Origin of the sequence: Yoonia sp. R2-816 (genome assembly GCF_046762905.1) — a bacterium.
In the GTDB taxonomy this organism is placed as follows: Bacteria; Pseudomonadota; Alphaproteobacteria; order Rhodobacterales; family Rhodobacteraceae; genus Yoonia.
Genome location: NZ_JBKQXN010000085.1, coordinates 1 through 5,045, shown reverse-complemented (window position 1 = coordinate 5,045; position 5,045 = coordinate 1). Strand labels below are relative to the sequence as shown.

Annotated in this window: 2 protein-coding genes; both read right to left on the bottom strand. The window is 47.9% G+C overall.

What is annotated here, in order from left to right:
* Positions 1-95: 95 nt before the first annotated feature.
* Entirely contained in the window at positions 96-728 is a 633-nt protein-coding gene (locus tag ACFWW2_RS01530; protein ID WP_393925601.1) for a LysE family translocator, read from the bottom strand.
* A 509-nt stretch (positions 729-1,237) separates the two neighbouring features.
* Positions 1,238-4,549 (bottom strand): hypothetical protein, encoded by a 3,312-nt coding sequence (locus ACFWW2_RS01525; RefSeq protein WP_393925600.1) that lies wholly within the window; start codon positions 4,547-4,549, stop codon positions 1,238-1,240.
* Positions 4,550-5,045 lie beyond the last annotated feature (496 nt).

Sequence of the window (5,045 nt, the reverse complement as noted above, 5' to 3'; positions counted from 1 at the left end):
CACACAGCCTCCGGACTTTGCGGCCATTGAAACTGATCAGCAGAATGTCCGCATCTGAGAACCTGCCATGCCCAGACAGGCTCTAGTTAGACTACTCATACAGCGGGACGTTTGAGAAACAGCCCAGCCACTCCAGATGCGACCAAGAAACCGCCACCAATTCTGTTCATCCAGCGAAGAACTGATAATCGCCGCACAAACCGGCGCAACACATCTGTTCCGAGCGCGAACGCCAATGCATTTAGCGTTGCTAGAACGGAAAACGCCGCAATCAAAATAGTAGCCTGCCATAAGTAGCTACCGTCCGGTTGAATGAACAGCGGAATAAACGCAGCTGAGAATGCAATGCTTTTGGGATTCAACAGTGTGATGAAGAAACCGTCTCGTAGAGCGTGCAAAGTCGACTTATTATTACGCCGAAAAGCGACGTCCGGCGGTGTCGGGTCAGCGATGAAAAGCTTGATACCGAGATAGATGAGATATGCCGCACCCAATAACTTTACGGCTGTAAACGCAGACGCAGATGCAAGGAGGACCGCTCCGGCTCCGCCAACGGCGACAGTTGAACCTGTGAATGTGCCAAGACCTATGCCGATAGCAAGTGGTACTGAGACTTGTCGCCCGTTAGACAGTGAACGCGTGATAACCAGAGCGATTGTCGGGCCAGGAATTGCAAGGGCGATAGCGCTTGCGCTTGCGAAGAGAAGGAAAGAAACAGGATCAATCATCCCTTGATGCTAAAGATCGAGCTTTTGAGCATCAATCGCTAAAAGCGGCCATCCATGCATTTTGCAGCATGTGCCAGTTGGGCTCACAACCGACCCTAGATCGATCGCAGCATGTCCGCCGGATCAGTCCCACCGCCCTGTTGAGGACGGCCCAAAGCCGCCGTCTGTCTAAGGTATCATATGCTGCGGTGCGGCCCGTCGAACCGGCCATTCGCTGCGACTGCGAAATCTCAGCACAAGCGAACTCACAGTCTGCGGACGGAGCGGACTTCGGACCAATGTCCGCTTTGCGATCGTGGCTTTTAGAACGGAATGTATGCTCAGCGGATTTGCAATCCTAAGGAGTCTACTGACTTTGTTGTGCTTTGTGTAAAATGACCGGTAGAGTGTCTGTGGAGTATCAGTTGCTTAGCGGTCAAATTCAAAACAGAAAAATGCTTTTCGCCCTTGAACTGTGTCGATTCAGCCGATTTTGACATTGGTACTTTGCTTGCTGTGTCCAACCGACTCTATTGTAGCGATATGCCTCTCTCCCTCGCGATCTCTATAATCTCAGCCTCTGTCTCGATAGGCCAGCTAAACTCACCATCCGTCTTGTTCATCATCCTCACTGCCGTCTCAGCGTGTTTGATCGCGTCCGATAATGTCTCAACGGGGAAGTTGCCTTTCTGAACCCCCCTTAACAAAAGAAGGGCCATATTGTTGTGCATCATCGGGTGCGCACGAATGTAATCGAGATCGCTGGAAGACTGACGTTGGATCGCTTCAATGTATACCTTCTTCGCTTCTTCAAAGTCGTTGAGGCACTCCTTAATGAAGGTGCCTTTCCAAGCTGTAACGAAAGGGTCACGTAGTAGTAGCTTTTCAGCCTCCTCGAAAAGTCTCCGTAATTCATCAAAATCTGTTTCTATCTGGTCGTGGTACCATTTTTCATACCTAAATCGAGCTGCATGTGCTGAGATCAATCCCTTCAAAATCTTGTCGCCATTGCCAACCTTCAAATTCTGAACTTCACTCAAGAGATCCTCAGCCTTGTCAGGATCAAAACGCTGGTTTCTGAGAGAATTACCCAACTCTCGTTTGATTGAGTTCCTGTACTGTTTCTGCGCACCCTTTCTACTTTTCCAAATGAAGGAGGGAGCCTTCAAAGTCTCTAAGACAAGTTCAGAAAGATCCTCAGAAGCGATGGCTTCAACCATCATCGCCGCCTCATTGTATTGTTTCATCCTTCTTTCGTCAGAAGCCGTCATTTCGGTAGATTCACTGAGCGTTTCATAAACTTTGCCCGCCAAGGTAAATCCTTCCTTAGAGCAAAATTTCAAAACATGAGCTGCCGCAGATTGCGATTGATAATCATGTGGATGTTTCGATATCGCCACTCTTGCGAACTTCTCCGCCGATGGAAGGTCATAGCTTTCAAACGCCGCCCACATTCGCTGCCGCTCTAGAAAGCTATCACTGTCGTCTATTGCATACGCCTGTTCGAAGTAGTCAGAGGCGGCCCCCGAATCTCGTAGTAGATCCTTATTGATGCGCCCCAAAAAGAAATTTAGATGATACTTGAGCAACTCATCAGTTGTCGAGGACAGGATGGATGCCAGCGCGTTCGCTAAGTCATTGATTGAGGCGCTTTCTCTTTGGAGTAAGGTACGTAGCTTCGGAATGATCTCGAAGTTTGATATGAGTCTAATTAGAAAATCTCTTTGGATGTCATCGTCTAGCTCAAGGTTTTTCAAGATGCTGGAAAAACTGTTTGCTCTGTCTCCTGTTTCATCAAACAGAATTTTCAAGAGACGTGGCAATAGTATGCGGTGCCTTACCCAATTTCCGTCATCAATTCGAGGTATCAATTCGCCTTCGGTTCGGGCGTAAGGAAAGTCTGGATCGGAGTTCTCAACTGCAAGTTCCCGCAAAAAGCTTGGGGTTCCAAACCCCAATGCGTTCAATATGGTGGTTGTTCGATATAATTGCATAAACGGTTGCGATTGGATGCTATCGGTTTCGATCTGCAAAGCGGCGTTTACATTTAGTCCATACCGAATTTTCAACAATACGTGAATAACAAGCCTGTCATCGTCTGCGAGACAAACCTCAAGTCGCTTTTTGTACGAATCGAAGCATCTTACGTCCGAGATGATGCCAGAGGTTTCTGCACTAACCACTCTCATAAGCAGTGCTTCAATTTCGCCTACAGTTAGTTTTCCGACCGTGAATAGTCTGTCGTGAGGCAACCGGTTGGCGCTCGACAGTGGAGATGGAGGTCGCCTGATCGACCAGTTGTCGACAGCGATGATAACAATTGATTTTTTACCAATAAGCCAGTGTCCAGATCGGCTGTCGCCAATCATGTCAAGCTCCACTTGCCTTGCTTCTTCAACCGTATCGACAACAACAATGCTGTCGCGGTTTGATTTTCGCACAAAGTTGGAGAGTTCACTTCTTACCGACGCAGGATCAACCGACGTTGGGCTGAAACGAATGACGTTGCAGTCTGCGCCCCTTAGCTCCCAACAAGCTCTATCAGCCAATACGCTCTTGCCAGATCCGAACGAGCCGTTGACGTAGAGTGTCGTAACTTTTCCTATTTGCTTAAGGCCATCGTGAATTGAGCTAACGAATCTTTTGAAGATTGCCCTTTCTATATCCAGCTTTTGTGAAATCGCTCCGATGCCTTGATAGACTCCGTTGTAGAAATAATCGCCAGAGGCCTCTGTATGCAACTGCTCTGAAGTTAGGGAAAAAAATGAAGGTAGTTCAGGCTCGAGCGGTTCCTCTATTTTTTTTGCACCGACCTCTTTTCCATTGCCTTCCGGCTTGAATGCAAACGCTTCAATTTCGACATGGGTTTTAGGAACTTGTATCGCTGCTCCGGTCGCTGGGTTCCGAGATGTAACTCCGTTTTCTTCATACGCTTCTCTAAATCCATCGGTTGTAACGTTTGTAATCTGAACGTCGACTGGGTTCCCACATAGCTTCATCAATAGTGGCTCTATGATTCCTTCTACATCGAAGCCGGTAAGCTGTTCACCGCATTCGTATTGATAGGATGTTAGCCCTTCATTGCGAAGGAACTTGTGCAGTGTCTCGACTGCTAGGGGACCCGGCGCTAAGACAAAATTGTTCCCGACATCAGTAATTTTCTTTTCAGCTTCAGAAGGAGAACTGAAGTAACCAATCCTCCCTCCAATAGACTTGCATAGGGCGGCTAGCGTTTCACCTTCAACTCCATCAATGCTAAACTCGATCTCATCTTTCCATATTGAGTTGCTAGGCAAGCACGGTTCTCGTGAGAAAAGCAGTGTTTTTGGGAAATGCTTATACAACTCGGAAAAAAAACGGTTCCAGTCTTGGAAGGCAGCACTGCGGTCGACCAGCTCATGAAGTACAGCCTGCGCGGATACAATTAGGCAGTCACAGTCATTCTCCTTGAAGAATTCTATTGCTGTAGGGAGGTTTGAAACTGCGTCGCCTTGGACCACCCGGAAGTCGATCTCTTTTTGCTTTAAAGCAGTCGAATGTTCTCTAGCCAATTCAACGCCAAACTCGCTGATCTCAATCAATGCACCTAGCTTTGCTGGCGTATTCTCGAGGAAGGCTTTTACTTCCGACCCATCCGCTCCTCCGATCGAAAGATAGCCCGCCTTAGAGAGATTGATCTGCCCGGCGCGATCCAACTTTCGGACCCGATCCAGAATTTTTTTGATTTTTCGTGGACCTTCGTCCTGAAAAATCTCTTGATAGGCTTTCTTGTCATCTGGGACGTTTGTCTCGTAGAGGCCACGAATGAACATCTTTGCTTTGGCATCCGCACCAAAATCCATAAACTTTCCCTCCACCGACAACCTCCACCAATTCTGCATCTACGAAGCCCTGTGTAAAGGTTGTGTGCAAATCTAAGCTCTATGTTGACGACCTTTTCCCAAAATCTCGATAAAACGATGGTTTCTGAGATTTGCATGAGGGTGGTCTTGTGGACAAAAGAACTTGTCCGACAGGCACTCTAAAAACCGCCTCTCGAAATCGTGTTTCTCAGTGCGACCGCATCTGACGAGTTTTGAGAGATCACGATTGCAGCGGACATTAGCTGAAGGCTGACCAAAGTTCAACTTAGGGCTGATGTTGTTGAAAAACTCAGCTTGTTTGGATTGCTGATCGCTGATTCAATTTCGGTATTCATACTGGAGGTTGATTGCGATGATGGGACCGAAGCAGGAAGCGCAGGCGGCCTTGTTCTATGAGTTCTCGCTTGAAGATCACGTCCCGCAAGATCACCTGCTGCGTGCGATTGATCGGTTCGTTGATCTCAGCAGCATTCGC

What these genes read in the sequence shown, in the direction of transcription:
- ACFWW2_RS01530 (WP_393925601.1), bottom strand. Translation starts at nt 728, where the DNA reads ATGATTGATCCTGTTTCTTTCCTTCTCTTCGCAAGCGCAAGCGCTATC.
- ACFWW2_RS01525 (WP_393925600.1), bottom strand. Translation starts at nt 4,549, where the DNA reads ATGGATTTTGGTGCGGATGCCAAAGCAAAGATGTTCATTCGTGGCCTC.